This is a genomic window from Escherichia sp. MOD1-EC5950, assembly GCF_002965345.1.
Classification (GTDB): domain Bacteria; phylum Pseudomonadota; class Gammaproteobacteria; order Enterobacterales; family Enterobacteriaceae; genus Escherichia; species Escherichia marmotae.
In genome coordinates, this window is sequence record NZ_PTSR01000104.1 from 1 (window position 1) to 1,020 (window position 1,020).

Annotated in this window: 1 protein-coding gene and 1 pseudogene; one reads left to right on the top strand and one right to left on the bottom strand. The window is 53.0% G+C overall.

All coding sequences use genetic code 11. The features are described from left to right. On the top strand, positions 1 to 410 hold a 410-nt coding region (locus BEA93_RS24470), incomplete at its 5' end, for a transposase (RefSeq protein ID WP_157945153.1). A gap of 451 nt (positions 411 to 861) precedes the next feature. Here the strand turns inward: BEA93_RS24470 and BEA93_RS26435 are convergent. After that, positions 862 to 984, bottom strand: a pseudogene (locus tag BEA93_RS26435) (EAL domain-containing protein); the annotation flags it as partial. Between the last annotated feature and the right edge of the window lie 36 nt (positions 985 to 1,020).

The window sequence follows — 1,020 nt, forward strand, 5'->3', positions numbered from 1 at the left end:
ACCTGCTGACGTCAATAAAATCCGTAGGTTATCAGTTAGGTCTGAATATGCTTGTCATCCTGCGGAGCCATGATTTCACCACTGCAGAACAGGTGGCTGCATTTTTGGGTGTCGTTCCCGTTGAAAAATATTCCGGCACCTCGGTCAGAGGGTGTCCGAAACTGTCAAAAATCGGTCCGCCAGGAATTCGTGCGAAACTGTACCTGGCTTCGTTGTGTGGTCTGAGATTTAACCCATTGATGAAAGCGATGTATGAGCGATTATGCCTGAGAGGTAAGACCAAAATGTGTGCCATTGGTGCGCTGATGAGAAAACTCGTGTACTGGTGCTATGGCGTACTGAAGCCCCAAAAACCGTTTGATGTGGGCTATTTGTCTTCATATGCGCGTAGCGCATGTAAGGCAGCATGATGTAGTTACATATGGTACAGGAGTAACACCGCCGAAGCCCGGCGTAAGCCGGTACTGATTGACAGGTTTCACCTATCCCATCCCTGCCCTGCGAGGCCATGCGGGCTTTCAGCGATGATGAAGTATAGATAAAGCCCTTTTAACCCCGTTAGCGCGGCGTAGCCGCGCTAACGGGGACTTAGTGCTGACAGCTTGCTGGCAGTACTTAGGGGGCTGTATATCAGAGTTTAAGCGATTTTTCTTGACAGAACACGGCAGCTGCCAAGCCATACCCGCTTTCAGCCATGAGAGAGCTTCTGTGCGCGGTCGGAGTGGTCCCGGCGAGGGTTTACCCGAAGTCGGGGCGCATCTCCGCGATAGCGGGCCGTCAGGGCCGCTGACGAGCGTGTATGCCAGACGTACAGCGGTTTCTTCCAGTTCCTTCTGGGGCTCCGTTTCCCAAACGGAGCCCCAGAAGCTCCGCACCGGAGACAGTAAGGTCGGATGCAGAAACCACCGGCTGGAGATACGGTTCAAACTCCCCGTTACTGAGCGCACGCATCAGTCTGTCTGCGGATACAAAATCACTGTCCATACTGTCGGTCTTCCATTTTATGAACCTCCCGGTCCA